Raw genomic sequence first — 15,892 nt, 5'->3', positions numbered from 1 at the left:
ACTGTTGTCTGGATACTTGGGATGGGTCGCACCTACCGCACCATTGGCATTAACCTCAAGACAATGCCCCTAGGGGAAAGCGATCGCCTGCTCAGTGTCTTTAGTCGCGATCGCGGGCTATTGAAGTTAGTGGCACCCCATAGCCGTGGCTCCCGCTCGAAACTAGGCGGGCGAGTGGACTTGTTTGTCGTCAATGACCTCTTTATTAGTCCGGGGCGCAATCTAGATCGCATTCTCCAAGCAGAGACAGTAGCCACATACCAGGGCCTGAATAGCCATCTCACCACCCTGACTGCTGCCCAATATCTCGGTGAAGTGGTGCTCTACCAAGTCCATCCGCAGCAGCCTCAGCCGGATCTCTTTGATTGGCTTTGTGCTACCTTAGACCAGCTTCAGGGAGTCTCTCGGCGGGCAGCTCTAGCACTCTTGGTGCGCGGCCTCTGTGGGATTCTGCGATTGGGGGGTATTGCCCCGGAGTGGTACCGGTGCCATGAAAGTGGCTGCGAAATTGCCGTCCCTGCGGCGGATACCGACTGGCGATTGGGCTTCAGTTTTGCCAGCGGTGGCGTTTTTACCCTCAAGGCAGAGCACGCAGTGCCGCACGATTCTCTTTCGGGTATTGGGGGCGATCGCCAACTGACAGCCGGTGAAGTCCGTCTGGGGCAATGGTTGGCAATGCCCACCACTCAATCTTTACCACGGGATGAATTCCTTACCCAAGCGGAGGCCTATCCCCTCAGTGTTTGGCTCTCCCTTGAGCGGGTGTTGCGCCAATACCTGCAATTTCATCTGGAGCAGACGTTGCGGGTGCCCCCCCTTCTTGATAGTTGTTTTTCACCTGTGGCAGTGTCGCAGCTATGACCATTGAGCACCAAGACCTTCGCTTGAATTTGCCCCTTCCCCCTGTGCCCCCCCTTTGGCAAAACCGCAATTTTGTTGTTCTTTGGTTGGCGCAGATCTGCTCGCAGTTGGCTGACAAAATTTACCTTGTGTTTGTCATTGCCCTCACCACCGAGTTTTTCCAAGGGGCAAACCAGAGCATTAGTGGTTGGGTGTCAGCAATCATGGTCGCCTTTACGATTCCGGCCATTCTCCTCGGATCGGTGGCGGGGGTGCTGGTGGATCGCTGGTCAAAAAAACAGGTGCTCATTGTTACCAATCTCTATCGTGCCCTGCTGGTCCTGTGCCTTCCCATTGCAATTCTCCTTGGCGCTGGGCGGTGGTTTGGGTTTGTTGCTCTGTTGCTGATTACATTTGCGATTTCCTGTTTAACCCAGTTTTTTGCCCCTGCCGAGCAGGCGGCGATTCCGCTATTGGTGGATAAGTCCCATTTAATGTCGGCGAACTCCCTCTATACCCTGACGATGATGGCCGCTCTGGTGGTGGGTTTTGCGGCGGGTGAACCCCTGCTGCATCTGGCAAGTCATTGGCATTCTCAGTGGGGTGGGGCTACGTTTTTGAGTGTCTGCTATGGCGGAGCGGCGCTCCTGCTCCTGCTGTTGCAGCCGCCCGATCGGTGCCCTCTGCTGCCCCAGGGCGATCGCCCTCTAGGGCAAGAACTGCGCCAAGGACTGCGCCTTTTACAGGAATATACAGCCTTGCGTTTTGCTCTGTTGCAACTGATTTTGCTCTTTGCCATTGTGGCTGCCATGTCGGTGTTGGTGGTGCGCCTGGCAGAGGTCTTACCCACCCTCGATACGGATCAATTTGGGTTTCTTTTGGCAGCCGCCGCCGGTGGACTAGGTCTAGGGGCACTGGTGTTGAATACCCTGGGCAAACGCTTTCCCTATGGCTGGTCGGGTTTAGTTGGGTGTTGGGGCATGGGGGGCATGTTCCTTGGTCTCTCCCTGAGTCTAGATTCTTTGGCTTGGAGCATGGGTTATATCGTTGGTTTGGGCTTCTTTGCGGCCTTTGTGGCAATTCCAATGCAAACCTTAATCCAGCTCATGACACCCGCCGAACAGCGGGGGACAGTTTTTGGGCTGCAAAATAACCTCGTGAATATTGCCCTCAGTGTGCCCTTGGCAGTTGCCGGCTTAGCGGAGACGTGGTGGGGGCTGCCACCGGTACTCATCGGCTTGGGCGGGGCGATCGCCCTCGGTGGGACACTGATTACCCTCAGCCATCGCAACAGCACAGGGACGGGGAGCATTTTCTAAAAGTTCCATAAAAAATCTTAAATCCTTTCATCTTGACGTTTTTTGCGCTACGCTGTAGAGTCAACTAACGCTTTTGCTGGCGTAGCCTACCATGTCACCCCCTTTCCCCTCCTCCTCTATGACTTCCTGTGGCCCTGTGATCGCTCTCAAGGAAATGGTGTCGCGGTTACAGCGGGAAAACAGTAAAATTCAGGAGCTATTGGCCTCCCTCAGCTTTGCGCTGCGGAGTTTCAACAATCTCAATCAATTTTTTGAACTGATCCCGCTCATTACCTGTCGGGTCACAGAGGCGGAAGCAGCTGCTTTAGTCCTATTTCGGGCAGATGGTCAAGCCCGCCTAGAACAACTCCATTGTCACGCCAGCGATCAGTGCCCGAATATTCGGGCTGCCCTAGAGACGGCCACTCGCACCCTTGCCAATAGCGTCGGTATGGCGGCAATTGATGCGCAGCGCGATCGCGAGCTTAGCCGTCCTCGGCTTGAGCAACTGTTGGATCAGCAACTGCGAGAACGCCTCCCCCAAGACATTCAATTCTACGGCACTGCTATTCTTGTCAAGGATTCAGGACTCACAGAGCGGGGACGGTTATACGTTTTTAGCCAGCAACCGGAGTACGAGTGGAATGAAACGCGGCAGCAACTCCTGCAGGTCATCGCCGATCAAACGGCAGTGGCCATTGCCAATGATGAGCTGGCCTTGAAACTGCGCGATCGCCAACGGTTAGACCGAGAACTGGAAATTGGTGCTGAAATTCAACGGCGACTTCTACCCCACCGCTGTCCCAAAATCCATGGGCTAGAGCTAGCCGCCGAGTGTCGCACCGCCAGCTGGGTTGGAGGGGACTACTATGACTTTATTCCCATTACCTATGGCCTCAGCGATCAACAAGACCTTGAAAAAGGCCGCTGGGGCATTGCCATTGGGGATGTCATGGGTAAAGGGGTTCCCGCCGGCTTAATCATGACAATGACGCGGGGGATGCTGCGGGCGGAAGCTCTCAATGGTCACCGTCCTAGCCGCATCTTGCAGCATCTCAACCGGGCAATGCAGCCGGATTTAGAAAGCTCCCACCGCTTTGTGACCCTCTTCTACTCTGAGTACAATCCGCAAACGCGGCTCCTAGCCTACAGTAATGCAGCTCACCTGCCCCCCCTGCTGTGGCGCGCTGAAACGGGGATTGTCCATCGCTTGGATACCTATGGCATGCTCATTGGTCTGGATGCCCGCAGCCAATATCAAGAGGCGGAAGTACGCCTTCAACCGGGCGACACCGTGATCTACTACACCGATGGCATTACAGAAGCGGATAATCCCAAGGGTAAACGCTTTGAGGAAGAAGGCTTAGCAGCAGTGGTCAAGGAGGGCTGTGCTAAAGGTTTAGGGGCACAAGCACTCTTGGATTACATCTTTGATGCCGTTGAGGCCTTTACCGCTGCCAATGGCCGGCGGAGCGACGATATGACATTGGTGATTCTGCGCGTTCTTGACGAAACTTGAGCAATTGGCCAGGGTTACGAGTTGGTTACCCTTTTGACCCCCAGGTGTAGCATCCCCTCTAAAAGTAATCCCATAGATCATGGTAATGATAGCAACAGAAGCAGCTAGGATAGCCACAGCGGCATGTGAGGTGGGGATGCGCTACTTCGTCGAAGTCAGCTTCTGCTGCGATGATGATGCTATTTGGGATACACTGACTCGCCATTTAGGTTTTGTAGAAGCTGAGACCCTTGATCAAGCAATGACCCTGCACCATTTCTTTGAAATCCATCCCCTTGTCTCTGGTGTGGAAACCTTTGTGCAATCGAGTGAAAGCCAGCCCTACCTCCTGATGACAACCTATGCAGAGCGCATCAGCAAGGCCAATGTTCAACGTAGCCGCTTTCAAGAGGCAGTTTCCATTCTGGGGGAAAATAGTCCGGGACTCGCAGAGTGGCTCTTTATGGAGACCACGGGGGATGAGTATTGAGTACTCTAACTCACAATAGAGAAAACTATAATATAGAGTCCCTTGGAGCACACGATAGGAAGTTGTGACGTTGCCATGTCCGACGATCGCCCGCTGCCCCATTCTGAGACTGACTCCCCTGCCCTACGGTTAGGACGCAACCCCGGTCTCCAGGTGCGCCACGATGAAGTGGAGCGATCGCTCTTGACGCCGATGCTTCAGCACTATGCTGAAATTAAAGATGCCTATCCCCAAGCCCTCCTCCTCTATCGGGTGGGGGATTTCTACGAAACCTTTTTTCAGGATGCCTGTATCGTTGCCCGCGAACTGGAACTGGTGCTCACCGGCAAAGAGGGAGGCAAAGAAGTGGGACGAGTGGCCATGGCCGGCATTCCGCACCACGCCCTTGAACGTTACTGCCGCACCCTCATTGAAAAGGGCTATGCCATTGCCATCTGTGACCAAGTGGAAGACCCCGCCCAGGCCCAGGGATTGGTGAAGCGGGAGGTAACCCAAGTCTTTACACCGGGAACGGTCTTGGATACCGAGCTACTTCAACCGCGGCGCAATAATTTTTTAGCTGCCGTTCTGCTTTCTGGGAGCCATTGGGGGCTGGCCTATGCCGATGTCTCCACGGGAGAGTTCTGTGCCACCCAAGGGAGCGATCGCGCCGATTTAGTGGCGGAACTCAACCGCTTACAGCCCGCAGAAATCCTCCTGCCCAGTGAAGCGCCGGACATTAACCGTATTCTGCGCCCCGGCGAAGCCAAGGATCAGTTACCTGCAGAATTGCCGCCCCAATGGTGCTACACCCTGCGATCGCCCCAAGATTTTCAGGCAGCGGAAGCGCGCCAGCGCCTGTGTCAGCGCTTTCAGGTGAAATCCCTTGAGGGCTTTGGCTGTGAACATCTGCCCCTTGCCATGCGGGCGGCCGGTGGCCTCTTGGCCTATTTGGATGAAACCCATCGCCAAAAACCGGTGCCCCTGCAAAACCTCAGCACCTATTTCCTGACTCAGTACCTCTTTCTTGACCCGCAAACCCGCCGCAATCTGGAATTGACGCAAACTGTCCGCGATGGCAGTTTCCAAGGCTCGCTCCTGTGGGCCATTGACCGCACCACGACGGCCATGGGGGGGCGCCTATTGCGCCGCTGGCTCCTGCAACCCCTCCTTGACCTTGAGGAGATTACGGCGCGCCAAGAGGCCATTGCCGAATTGATGGCCAATAGTAACCTGCGTCAAAATCTCCACCGCCACCTGCAGGAAATTTATGACCTTGAACGCCTAGCAGGGCGAGCTGCCTCCGGGACGGCCAATGCCCGCGATTTAGCAGCGCTGCGGGACTCGTTCCGCACGTTAGTTTCCCTGGCTGCGGTTGTGACAGCAACCCAATCTCCTTATTTCCAAGCCCTTGCCCACCTGCCACCGGCAATTGAGCAGTTAGCAGATACCCTCAGCGCGACCCTTGTGGATCAGCCCCCCATTAGCCTCACCGAAGGGGGTCTCCTGCGACCGGGAGCCTATCCGGAACTGGATCAGCAACGCCGGCAAATTGAGCAAGATCAACAGTGGATTCTTAACTTAGAAGCCCAAGAACGGGAGCGCACAGGCATTACCACCCTCAAGGTGGGCTATAACAAAGCTTTTGGCTACTACCTCAGTGTCTCCCGCGCCAAACTGAACCAAGTTCCCGCTGACTATATCCGCAAGCAAACCCTCACGAATGAGGAACGCTTTATCACGGCTGAACTCAAGGAACGGGAAGCGCGATTGCTGACTGCCCAAAGCCATCTTTTTGAGCTGGAGTACCAGTATTTTGTTCAGTTGCGGGAGCAGGTGGCCGCTCAGGCCTCCACGATTCGTGAGATTGCGGCGGCGGTGGCAGCGGTAGATGTGCTTTTGGGGTTAGCAGAGGTGGCGCTGTATCAGGGCTATTGCCGACCGCAAATGACTCGCGATCGCCAGCTTCAAATTCGTGGGGGTCGCCATCCCGTGGTGGAGCAGATGTTGCCGGCGGGATTTTTTGTTCCCAATGACACCGAACTCGGTACGAGTGCCGATCTAGTGGTGCTGACAGGCCCCAATGCCAGTGGCAAAAGTTGCTATCTGCGGCAGGTGGGTCTGATCCAACTGCTGGCGCAAATGGGCAGTTATGTGCCCGCTACAAGTGCCACATTGGGAATCTGCGATCGCATTTTTACCCGCGTGGGTGCGGTTGATGATCTAGCGACCGGCCAATCCACGTTCATGGTGGAAATGAATGAAACGGCCAATATTCTTAACCATGCGGGCGATCGCTCCCTTGTGCTTCTCGATGAAATTGGCCGCGGTACGGCTACCTTTGACGGGCTGGCGATCGCTTGGTCTGTAGCAGAATATCTTGCCACCGTCTTGAAATCGCGCACCATTTTTGCCACCCACTACCACGAGCTGAATCAACTGGCAGCACTCCTGCCCAATGTGGCTAACTACCAAGTAGTTGTTAAGGAACTCCCCGACGAGATTATTTTTCTACACCAAGTCAAGCCCGGCGGTGCCGATCGCTCCTACGGTATTGAAGCGGGTCGCCTTGCGGGACTTCCGCCCGTGGTCATTCAGCGCGCCCGAGAAGTCATGCGCCAGATTGAAAAACACAGTAAAATTGCCGTGGGGCTACGTAAAAGTCAAAGCAACAGCCCAAAAAGTAGCCCAGCCACTCAAACCTTGCCTGAAGCTGACCAGCAAGAACTCCCCCTCCAGTGAGCCACAGGGGCAAGTGTCGGCAAAGCTCTACCTGAAGTTGTCCCTAATGTGCTACCTCAGGGATACCTCGACATCATAAATCCTATGAAATTCTCCCTAAAATAGCACTAGCAGGGGCTTAAGACAGGAGGTTGGCGAGGCAATGAGAAATCAACGTCTATGGGAATTCAACACCGCAACACCCCCAGCAACTTCAGCACCATTTCAGAAGCAACATATTCTAAGGTGGCCCAGGATCGCAGTAGTAGGGGGTATCTTAGGAACATGTGTCCTCGGGGGTCTTGCCCTAGTTGTCTTCGGCAGGCTTTCAGGGGAACCAGCGGCAGACGTAACCCAGTGGCAAACTGCTCCTCCTAATGCTGAGGTTCCCTTCTATTCTCCAAATGTTTCGGCTGACAGCGGCATGGATATGGGAAGTGACACCTACGCCCCAATGCCGAATTATGATTTTGGAGGCAGCACAAGCAGCGATTTCAGTCTGGGCAACACCGACGGTCTAGCCGAATCAATTCGTGAGCACAGCAATGAGAACTCTTGGTGGGCAGAGGAGTGGAGCCGTGCCCTAGGTGACAACTATCCTGAGCCAAGCCACGTCGATCCTGAGGGCAACCCCGGCTGGATTGACCATAGCGGCGCATTCCACGATTACAACTCAGGCATGTCGGATTACGAGAGTTCTACCCTAGGCGGTGGCTATAGCGGCGAGTGAGAATGACAAGAAAGCGGAGGGTATCCCCTCAGTAGCTTTCCCGAAAAAGGGCAAGCCTAGGGATAAATTCCCCACTTTTTTTGTAACTGGCTTCTATTCCTCTTATTTTTTTGAGAAGAAGTTGAGTGTTCCTAGAGTAGCTTAGCTGCAATCTGCCCACAGCCGAGGGTTAACCTAACGCAAGCCGTTATCATAGATAGAGATGTAACGTTTTGTTAACAAGAGGCAGTTGTGGTTGTCCTGTTGAAGCTCTCCCCAGCGGTGCGGCAAACGCTATTGAGACTGGTGCTGGCAGGCCTACTGTTTTGGTCAAGCATTGCCGCCCTGCTGCCCACCCTACCCCTCTATATTGCTGAACAAGGAGGTACGCCCCATCAGGTGGGATTTGTTATGGGTGCCTTTGCCGTTGGACTCATTTGCTCCCGCTCTTGGCTAGGGCCACTGGCCGACCGCCAGGGACGCAAAATTACCCTGCTCATTGGCCTCGCTGTGGCGGCGATCGCCCCTCTCTTCTACCTCTTCAGCCACAACCTGCCCCTCCTGATTCTTGCGCGCCTTATCCACGGTGTCAGCATTGCCGGCTTTACCACCGGCTATATGGCACTGGTTACCGACATTGCTCCCCTTCAACATCGCGGTGAAATCATCGGCTACACCAGTCTTGTGCATCCCATTGGCGTTGCCCTCGGACCCAGTCTCGGCAGTTGGCTGCAAATGAACTACAGTCACAGTTGGGTCTTCATTGTTGCCAGTAGCTTAGCCGCCCTTGGGTTCATAGCTGCCGCAGGGGTGCGGGCAGTAAATATCCCTCAGGACTTGGGGGTGCCTCGCCCAGAGAAACGCCTCTTTTGGCGGCTTTTACTCTCAGAGCGGCTGCGCATTCCCAGCCTCGTGATGTTGAGTGTGGGGTTGACATTTGGGGCGATCGCCACCTTTATTCCCCTGTTTATTGCCAGCGAGCGGCTCGATATTTCGGCGGGGCTGTTTTACTCCGTAGCGGCGATCGCCAGCTTTATCGGTCGCGTGGCGACGGGTTCTGCCTCCGATCGCTGGGGACGGGGCATTTTTATCTCCGCCAGTCTTGCCTGCTACGTGGTGGCGATGGTGCTCCTCGCCCAAGCCCAAACTCCCGTGGGTGTCCTCTGGGCTGCCATCCTCGAAGGTCTTGCCGGCGGTGTCCTCATTCCTATGGTCGCTGCTCTGATGGCCGATCGCTCCACCACCCATGAGCGAGGACGAGTTCTCAGCCTCAGTTTAGGGGGCTTTGATCTGGGGATGGCCTTAGCAGGACCACTGCTGGGGGGGCTGGTTGAACCCTTGGGCTATCGGCTGATCTTTCGCGTCGCAGCGGTCTTTAGCCTCTTGGGGCTGACGTGCTTTTTAACCGCCAGTAGCAAGAGCCTGCCCGATTCCCTGCGCTTTGCCCTCGGCATGGGGCGCGATCGCTACGCCCTGTAGCCTATTATTCTTTGGGGATTCGTTACAATTTGTTGAGATAACTCACTACAGAAGAGCGCGTGTCCACACCAGTTTCCGCCAGTTTGACCCCCACCGGCAAATCCTACCGCTGGAATCGCGAGCGCTACTCCAAAACGCGGCGCTTCTTTGACATTTGGTTTTTTGTCTGGCGATTTCTTTTTGGTCGCTGGCTCCTTACCCAATCTTGGAGTTACTGGGGCGGCATGACCGAGGCCAAACGTGCAGCGCGACGTCGTGCCCAAGCCATTTGGATTCGCGAAAGCTTCCTTGATCTTGGACCGACCTTCATCAAACTGGGACAACTGTTTTCCACCCGCGCCGATCTCTTTCCCAGTGAATACGTCGAAGAACTGAGCAAACTCCAAGACCGCGTCCCTGCCTTTAGTTACGAGCTTGTCGAAAAAATTATCTACGAAGATTTTGGCCGCCATATCCCCGAACTCTTTCGCAGCTTTGATCCCATCCCCATGGCTGCCGCCAGTCTTGGCCAAGTGCACAAAGCGCAACTCCTCTCCGGCGAAGAAGTGGTGGTCAAAGTCCAACGCCCCGGTCTGCGGCAGTTGTTTGATATTGATCTGGCCATTCTCAGGGGGATTACGCAGTACTTCCAGAACCATCCTAAATGGGGTCAAGGCCGCGACTGGATGGGCATTTACGACGAGTGCTGCCGCATTCTTTACGAAGAAATTGACTACCTCAATGAGGGACGTAACGCCGACACCTTCCGCCGCAACTTTCGCGATCGCGAGTGGGCCTGTGTGCCCCGCGTCTATTGGCGTTACACCTCACGGCGTGTGCTTACCCTTGAGTACCTGCCCGGGATTAAAATCAGCCACTACGAAGCCCTCGAAGCGGCTGGCCTAGACCGCAAACGCCTTGCCGAACTGGGGGCGAAAGCCTACCTCTATCAAGTGCTCAATGACGGCTTCTTCCACGCCGACCCCCATCCGGGCAACATTGCCGTCAGTCCCAGTGGCCAACTGATTTTCTACGACTTTGGCATGATGGGACGCATTCAACCTGTGACCCGCGATAAATTACTGAAAACTTTTTTCAGTATTGCCCAGCGGGATGCTGAACAGGTGGTGCAGTGCCTTGTAGAGCTAGGGGCATTGGTGCCCACAGGCGATCTGGGGCCGGTGCGGCGCTCGATTCAGTATCTGCTTGACAATTTCATGAACCAATCCTTTGAAACCCAATCGGTAGCTCAAATTAGCGATGATCTCTACGAAATTGCCTATAATCAACCCTTTCGATTTCCAGCGACATTTACCTTTGTGATGCGTGCATTTTCCACCCTAGAGGGGGTGGGCAAGGGACTCGACAAAGACTTTAACTTCATGCAAGTTGCCCAACCATTTGCGACCGAACTTATGACTAACGGAAACTTCCCCGATCCCGGTAATAGCAGTCTTTTCTCTGAACTGAGTCGTCAAGCAGCTCAAGTGGGCAGCAGTGCTATCGGCTTGCCCCGTCGCCTTGAAGAGGTTCTCGATAAACTTGAGAATGGGGATCTGCGCTTGCGGGTGCGCGCCAGCGAGAGCGATCGCCTGCTGCGGCGCCTGAGTAACATTAATTTAGGGCTAAATTATGTGGTGCTCATTGGCAGTTTTTCCCTAGTGGCGACAATTTTACTCGTGAACCAGTATCTGCTTCTAGCAGGGGTAGCAGCCGTATTAGCGGCATGGTTTGGGATCCTCTATTGGCGACTAATGCTTAAACTCGACAAGTATGAAAAAATGTTTTAACAAGCAGCCCAAAATAGGGGGGTCATGAAGGTTGCCGGCTTAACTGACTGCGGTCTGATTCGCAAAAGCAATCAGGATGCTTTTTATATTGACGAGAAGCACCACCGCTTTTTTATTGTTGCCGATGGTATGGGGGGTCACGCCGGCGGCGAGGAAGCCAGTCGTCTAGCAGTCGAACATATTCAGACATTCCTAGAAACCCACCTCGAAGACCTTCAGCATGACCCTGAGACCCTACTCCGCCAAGCCTTTCTCGCAGCCAATCAGGCCATTGTTGAGCAGCAACGTCAAAATAGTGCCCGTGCCGATATGGGGACAACAGCAGTGGTGGTTCTGGTTGAGGAAAAGGGCGATCGCGCTTGGTGTGCCCATGTAGGGGACTCGCGCATCTACCGCTGGCGCAAAGACGCACTTCAGCAAATTACCAACGATCACACTTGGATTGCCCAAGCTGTACAGTTAGGCAGCTTGACCCTTGAGCAGGCACGGCAACATCCCTGGCGCCATGTGCTCTCCCAGTGCCTGGGCCGCGAAGACCTCACCCAAATTGACATTCAACCGATTGATCTAGAGCCGGGCGATCGCCTGCTTCTGTGCAGCGATGGCTTGACCGAAGAACTCACCGACGAAGTCATCAGTATCTACCTCAGCGAACCCGATGTCGAAAAAGCAGCGACTGCCCTTGTAAATGCGGCCAAAACCCACGGCGGCCGCGACAATGTCACCGTCGTTGTCATTGGTGTTTAACCCATAAAGCCTATGCAAATGGAATTTATCCGTCTTACCCTACCCCGACCCCCCCTCTTCCTCCCTTTTCATGAGGCCGTTGAACAAGCCCTGCAAGCTCATGGTCGGCCCCTGCGCTGGGCTATTACGGCCACCACTACCACCGATTTAACGGTTGAAGCCGTGGTTCTCAAAATGCCACCCAGCCCTTGATACAATCCCTTTAGGTTCTTTTATTCACACCCCTATGCCCCGTGCAGGTATTGGCATTCAAACAGCCCAGATTCGTCCCGGACGGGTGAGCGGTCAACTCCACGTCTATGACGGTGCTGGTAAAGGGAAATCCCAAGCAGCTTTGGGGGTCGTTTTGCGCTCCATTGGCCTTGGCATTGCCTCTGCGTGGCCAACTCGGGTACTCCTACTGCGCTTTCTCAAAGGACCTGGCCGTGCCTATGCCGAAGATGCCGCCATTGAAGCCCTGCAACGGGGTTTTCCCCACTTAATTGATCAGGTGCGCACCGGCCGCGCCGAATACTTTACCGCCGAGCAGATTACTAAGTTCGATCGCCAAGAGGCACAGCGGGGCTGGGATATTGCTAAAGGAGCGATCGCCTCCGGCCTCTATTCTGTGATTGTCTTGGACGAACTTAACCCTGTTTTAGATCTAGGCCTCCTGCCCGTTGAGGAAGTCGTCAACACTCTCCGCCACAAGCCTGAGCACTTGGAAATTATTGCCACTGGTCGGGGTGCCCCTGCCCAACTCCTGCAAATTGCTGACCTTCACTCCGAAATGCGTCCCCTTGTGCATCCTACGGCTCAAGAGCAGGGTATTGAAGGAATTGAAATCTATACAGGCGATGGCAAAGGCAAGTCCACCAGTGCCCTGGGTAAAGCCCTGCAGGCGATTGGCAAAGGGATCAGTCGCGATGAATCCCACCGTGTCCTGATTCTCCAGTGGCTCAAGGGGGGGCAAGGCTACACCGAAGATGCCGCGATCGCCGCCCTCAAGGAAAGCTATCCCCATCTTGTAGATCACCACCGCTGCGGCCGCGATGCCATTGTCTGGCGCGGTCAACAGCAAGAAATTGACTACATCGAAGCCGAACGCGGCTGGGAAATTGCCCGTGCTGCCATTGCCTCTGGCCTTTACAAAACAATCATCCTCGATGAACTCAACCCCACGGTTGACCTTGAGCTTTTGCCGGTCGAACCCATTGTGCAAACCCTTCTGCGCAAGCCTCGCACCACCGAAATCATTATTACCGGTCGCTGTAAATATCCCCCTGCCTACTTTGAACTCGCTAGCGTTCACTCGGAAATGATCTGCCACAAACACTACGCCGAGAAGGGCGTTGATCTGAAGCGTGGTGTTGACTTTTAGGAACAAATGTGAGCAGCCAGTCCTTCCGCCGCCGTAAACTCAGGGTCATTCCTGATTGCAGATTGCTTCGCTCCCGCTTATTCACTGATCCACCCTACAAACAATAAGCCCCTGATTCAACCACCTGCGGGCAGTATCAATCTCTGCCTCTAGCTTACGAATTACCCCTCGCAACTGATCCGCCGCATGGGCCGTAAATTCACTCAGATAGATATAGCCGATACGTGTACCCCCTGCCTCCTTGACCAGCGATGCACCGCAGGGAGTTCAATCAATACCCGTGTCAGAGTTAGGCGAAATGTACCGCGACTGGAGCCAAACAACTGAAGTTCAAGGGGAGTACCTACCCGCCCACGAATCCGTTAGCAGCTTAGGACTGTCCTGCACTCGTCTATCCACAAGCAATCATCCCTTAGATATTTCTTAAAAATCAATACCCCACCTAGATCTTCTAGATGGGGTAGCTTAAATATTTTGCCTAGCACCGAGCTATTTTTGCAGGAGGTTACCCTCCCACTATCTTCACCGCTGCGACGTTTCACCTCTGAGTTCGGGATGGATCAGCGTGGTTCCGCCGCGCCATAGGCACTAGGCAAAGTCTTCATTTTAAGTTAAGAACCTAGACTCAAAAATTGCTAGATAAGTTCAGCAAAGATAACCTTTTAACTAAATAGCGATTGTCAGGATCGTAAATTTATTCAGACACCTTTTGATTGATGAGGTCAAGCCCTCGGTCTATTAGTACTCCTAGACTTCATCCATTACTGGACTTCCATCGGGAGCCTATTGACGGGTGTTCTACCCGTGACCTTACTGGCTTATGCCATGGGAGCACTCATCTTGAGGTGGGCTTCCCACTTAGATGCTTTCAGCGGTTATCCACTCCGCACATGGCTACCCTGCGTCTACCGTTGGCACGATAACAGGTACACCAGAGGTGCGTTCCTCCCGGTCCTCTCGTACTAGGGAGGACTCCTCTCAATGCTCCTACGCCTGCACCGGATATGGACCGAACTGTCTCACGCATGTTGTTCTCGTATCACTACGAGCATGGACTATATCTTCATCCTGACTCTCGCCGTTAACGAATCAGGAGCCGACGTTTGATGTCTCTGACAGCCTCAGAGCATCTCAGCTTACGCTTGATGGCTAACTCAAGCCTAGGCTTCAGTCTCTACGGGATCAAGAGTTGTCGTGATCTCAAGAACTGTTCCACTTGCTCAGAGCGAATAGAACGCTTTTTAGAGGCATTCAGTTCACCGAACCGATCCACTTGCTGAGCAAGCTTCAGGAACTGTTCTGGCGTCAAGCGCCTTGATTGAACAAGCTCCTGTAGCACAGCGATAGCTAGGTCACATTGTGGTTTCTTTAGGCGAAGGTAACTGCTTAGAGCGAGCAATATTTTCAGGACAGATGGTGCATCAACAATGGCATATTCACTTAAGCCATCCTTTCGATCTCTCACAAACCCCACTTGGAAAATGGACTTCAACCACTCCAAGAAGGAACGATGAGAAGAAGACTGAAAGAAGGTAATACTGGCGCGGATTTGGTAGCCAAGGATGTAGTCCTTACGCCGCACTATTTGCAAATTGATGCACCCATCACCATCTAAAAAACCAGCAATGTAACTCAGCGTCAAATCATCTGTCACGAGACTCTTGCTTACCCTCGGTATTGTCTTAACCAGCCGTTCGGTCACTGATTAAGATTCTACCGATTTTAGTCGGTTTGCTGCTCCACATTACTGTGAAGTGACGCAATGATTTACGTTCTGAACCCAGCTCACGTACCGCTTTAATGGGCGAACAGCCCAACCCTTGGGACGTACTACCGCCCCAGGTTGCGATGAGCCGACATCGAGGTGCCAAACCTCCGCGTCGATGTGAACTCTTGGCGGAGATCAGCCTGTTATCCCTAGAGTAACTTTTATCCGTTGAGCGACGGCACTTCCACTCATAGCCGTCGGATCACTAAGGCCGTGTTTCCACCCTGCTCGAGTTGTCACTCTCACAGTCAAGCTCCCTTATGCCTTTACACTCTTAAGCTGATTTCCAACCAGCCGGAGGGAACCTTTGCGCGCCTCCGTTACCTTTTAGGAGGCGACCGCCCCAGTCAAACTGCCCACCTGATACTGTTCCATTGCCGGATAACGGCTAACAGTTAGAATTCTAGCCTTGCCAGAGTGGTATCTCACCGTTGACTCCACAATCCCCACAAGGACTGCTTCAACGTCTCCCACCTATTCTGCGCAAGCAAAGCCCGAACCCAATACCAGGCTACAGTAAAGCTTCATAGGGTCTTTCTGTCCAGGTGCAGGTAGTCCGTATCTTCACAGACAATCCTATTTCGCCGAGCCTCTCTCCGAGACAGCATCCAGATCGTTACGCCTTTCGTGCGGGTCGGAACTTACCCGACAAGGAATTTCGCTACCTTAGGACCGTTATAGTTACGGCCGCCGTTCACCGGGGCTTCGGTCGCCAGCTTCGCCGAAGCTAACCGACTTCCTTAACCTTCCGGCACTGGGCAGGCGTCAGCCCCCATACATCGTCTTGCGACTTAGCGGAGACCTGTGTTTTTGGTAAACAGTCGCCTGGATCTCTTCACTGCGACCACCTCTCGGTGGCACCCCTTCTCGCGAACTTACGGGGCCATTTTGCCGAGTTCCTTAGAGAGAGTTATCTCGCGCCCTTTAGTATTCTCAACCATCCCACCTGTGTCGGTTTCGGGTACGGGCAATTTGACGTTAACGTGGTTAGAGCTTTTCTTGGAAGCTTGACATCACACACTTCGGGGACGTATCCCCTCGTACTCACGTCTTAGCTCAGGACGTTTTCGCCGTCCCTCATCGCCTTGAACGCTTGAACCGCTAACCATCATGCGGCTGCGTTAGCCTTCTCCGTCCCTCTGCACAACGCCAAATCGGTACGGGAATGTTGACCCGTTGTCCATCGACTACGTCTTTCGACCTCGCCTTAGGTCCCGACTAACCCTCCGCGGAC

Annotated in this window: 10 protein-coding genes, 2 rRNA genes and 1 pseudogene; 11 read left to right on the top strand and 2 right to left on the bottom strand. The window is 54.0% G+C overall.

What is annotated here, in order from left to right; genetic code table 11:
- The first annotated feature begins 21 nt into the window (after nt 1-21).
- From recO to Q0711_RS02840, 11 genes and pseudogenes are all read left to right on the top strand, one after another.
- Nucleotides 22-861 (top strand): DNA repair protein RecO, encoded by an 840-nt coding sequence (gene recO / locus Q0711_RS02890; protein WP_298613792.1) that lies wholly within the window; start codon nt 22-24, stop codon nt 859-861.
- Nucleotides 858-2,159, top strand: a complete 1,302-nt coding sequence (locus tag Q0711_RS02885) for an MFS transporter (protein ID WP_298613794.1) — start codon at nt 858-860, stop codon at nt 2,157-2,159. Before recO ends, Q0711_RS02885 begins: the two co-directional genes overlap by 4 nt.
- Nucleotides 2,160-2,250: 91 nt before the next feature.
- A complete protein-coding gene (locus Q0711_RS02880) occupies nt 2,251-3,657 on the top strand; it encodes a PP2C family protein-serine/threonine phosphatase (protein WP_298617090.1) in 1,407 nt (468 codons plus the stop codon).
- 136 nt (nt 3,658-3,793) lie between these two features.
- On the top strand, nt 3,794-4,126 hold the full coding sequence (locus tag Q0711_RS02875; RefSeq protein ID WP_298613798.1) for a hypothetical protein: 333 nt from the start codon (nt 3,794-3,796) through the stop codon (nt 4,124-4,126).
- A 168-nt stretch (nt 4,127-4,294) separates the two neighbouring features.
- A pseudogene (mutS, locus tag Q0711_RS02870) lies at nt 4,295-6,847 on the top strand (DNA mismatch repair protein MutS); the annotation flags it as partial.
- 403 nt (nt 6,848-7,250) lie between these two features.
- Nucleotides 7,251-7,556, top strand: coding sequence for a hypothetical protein (locus Q0711_RS02865; RefSeq protein WP_298617093.1), 306 nt, complete (start codon nt 7,251-7,253; stop codon nt 7,554-7,556).
- 231 nt (nt 7,557-7,787) lie between these two features.
- Nucleotides 7,788-9,014: an MFS transporter gene (locus Q0711_RS02860; protein ID WP_298613802.1), complete on the top strand. Its 1,227-nt coding sequence runs from the start codon at nt 7,788-7,790 to the stop codon at nt 9,012-9,014.
- A 59-nt stretch (nt 9,015-9,073) separates the two neighbouring features.
- Nucleotides 9,074-10,783: an AarF/ABC1/UbiB kinase family protein gene (locus tag Q0711_RS02855; RefSeq protein ID WP_298613804.1), complete on the top strand. Its 1,710-nt coding sequence runs from the start codon at nt 9,074-9,076 to the stop codon at nt 10,781-10,783.
- 24 nt (nt 10,784-10,807) lie between these two features.
- Nucleotides 10,808-11,530, top strand: coding sequence for a Stp1/IreP family PP2C-type Ser/Thr phosphatase (locus Q0711_RS02850; protein WP_298613806.1), 723 nt, complete (start codon nt 10,808-10,810; stop codon nt 11,528-11,530).
- Nucleotides 11,531-11,548: 18 nt separating this feature from the next.
- The gene (locus Q0711_RS02845; RefSeq protein ID WP_298613808.1) at nt 11,549-11,722 is read left to right on the top strand and encodes a hypothetical protein; all 174 of its coding nucleotides are present in this window, start codon (nt 11,549-11,551) and stop codon (nt 11,720-11,722) included.
- Nucleotides 11,723-11,756: 34 nt separating this feature from the next.
- The gene (locus Q0711_RS02840) at nt 11,757-12,890 is read left to right on the top strand and encodes a cob(I)yrinic acid a,c-diamide adenosyltransferase (RefSeq protein WP_298613810.1); all 1,134 of its coding nucleotides are present in this window, start codon (nt 11,757-11,759) and stop codon (nt 12,888-12,890) included.
- Between the two features lie 476 nt (nt 12,891-13,366).
- On the opposite strand, the gene rrf is transcribed toward Q0711_RS02840, so the two are convergent.
- Together rrf and Q0711_RS02830 are read right to left on the bottom strand one after the other, a co-directional pair.
- Nucleotides 13,367-13,483 (bottom strand): 5S ribosomal RNA (gene rrf, locus Q0711_RS02835).
- 125 nt (nt 13,484-13,608) lie between these two features.
- Nucleotides 13,609-15,892: ribosomal RNA gene (locus Q0711_RS02830) — 23S ribosomal RNA — on the bottom strand; the annotation flags it as partial.

Source organism: uncultured Thermosynechococcus sp. (assembly GCF_937958135.1).
Lineage (GTDB): Bacteria > Cyanobacteriota > Cyanobacteriia > Thermosynechococcales > Thermosynechococcaceae > Thermosynechococcus.
This window is presented reverse-complemented; position numbering and strand designations above follow the sequence as displayed.

Excerpts from the sequence above, each read along its gene's own strand:
- Q0711_RS02885 (WP_298613794.1), top strand. The coding sequence starts at position 858 with ATGACCATTGAGCACCAAGACCTTCGCTTGAATTTGCCCCTTCCCCCT.
- Q0711_RS02880 (WP_298617090.1), top strand. The coding sequence starts at position 2,251 with ATGTCACCCCCTTTCCCCTCCTCCTCTATGACTTCCTGTGGCCCTGTG.
- Q0711_RS02865 (WP_298617093.1), top strand. The coding sequence starts at position 7,251 with ATGGATATGGGAAGTGACACCTACGCCCCAATGCCGAATTATGATTTT.
- recO (WP_298613792.1), top strand. The coding sequence starts at position 22 with ATGGGTCGCACCTACCGCACCATTGGCATTAACCTCAAGACAATGCCC.
- Q0711_RS02875 (WP_298613798.1), top strand. The coding sequence starts at position 3,794 with ATGCGCTACTTCGTCGAAGTCAGCTTCTGCTGCGATGATGATGCTATT.
- Q0711_RS02850 (WP_298613806.1), top strand. The coding sequence starts at position 10,808 with ATGAAGGTTGCCGGCTTAACTGACTGCGGTCTGATTCGCAAAAGCAAT.
- Q0711_RS02840 (WP_298613810.1), top strand. The coding sequence starts at position 11,757 with ATGCCCCGTGCAGGTATTGGCATTCAAACAGCCCAGATTCGTCCCGGA.
- Q0711_RS02845 (WP_298613808.1), top strand. The coding sequence starts at position 11,549 with ATGGAATTTATCCGTCTTACCCTACCCCGACCCCCCCTCTTCCTCCCT.